Source organism: Bacillus sp. SD088 (genome assembly GCF_017355205.1).
In the GTDB taxonomy this organism is placed as follows: Bacteria; Bacillota; Bacilli; order Bacillales; family Bacillaceae_C; genus Lederbergia.
On record NZ_JADIJK010000073.1, the window covers coordinates 1 to 650 of the forward strand.

At 39.7% G+C, this 650-nt stretch carries 1 pseudogene; it reads left to right on the forward strand.

The annotated features are described in order from the left end of the window. Positions 1–72: 72 nt before the first annotated feature. A pseudogene (locus IPU53_RS24705) lies at positions 73–650 on the forward strand (IS21 family transposase); the annotation flags it as partial.

Sequence of the window (650 nt, forward strand, 5' to 3'; positions counted from 1 at the left end):
CACTTGCTAACAACTCAATAATTAACTACACTTCCTGTTGGACCCAATATTCTGGCAGGAGGTAGATTAGGAGTGTTAGAAGTGACTGAAATCAATTATATCAGACAACAAGTTAATGGAAAAGGGCATACATATGCAGAGGTTGCGAGGAGAACAAATAGAGATCCAAGAACTGTACAGAAATATGTAGATTTAGATGAATTCCAACCTGAATTGAAAGGGAAGAAACATCAACTCTCTCCCGTAATGGATCCGGTGAAAGAAATCGTAGATCAGTGGATGAAAGAGGATCTGAAGAAGAAAAAGAAATATCGAAGAACCGCTAAGCGAATCTGGGAGTTATTGAAAGTAGAATATGCTTTTAAAGGTTCCGACCGAACAGTAAGGGCATACGTCTCTAAACGAAAAAAAGAATTAATTGAAGAAATGGAAGCAAATGATGAGGCAGCTCTCCCGTTAGAATCAAATCCAGGGGATGCCCAGGTGGACTTTGGAGAAGCACCGTTTAAACTAGAGGGAGAAGTCGTAGAACTTCCGTATCTGGTTATGTCATTCCCGTACAGTAATGCATTTCTGGTTCAAGTTTTCGAATCCCAGAATCAAGATTGCTTTTTAGAAGGGATGAAACGATTCTTTCATTACATTGGGGG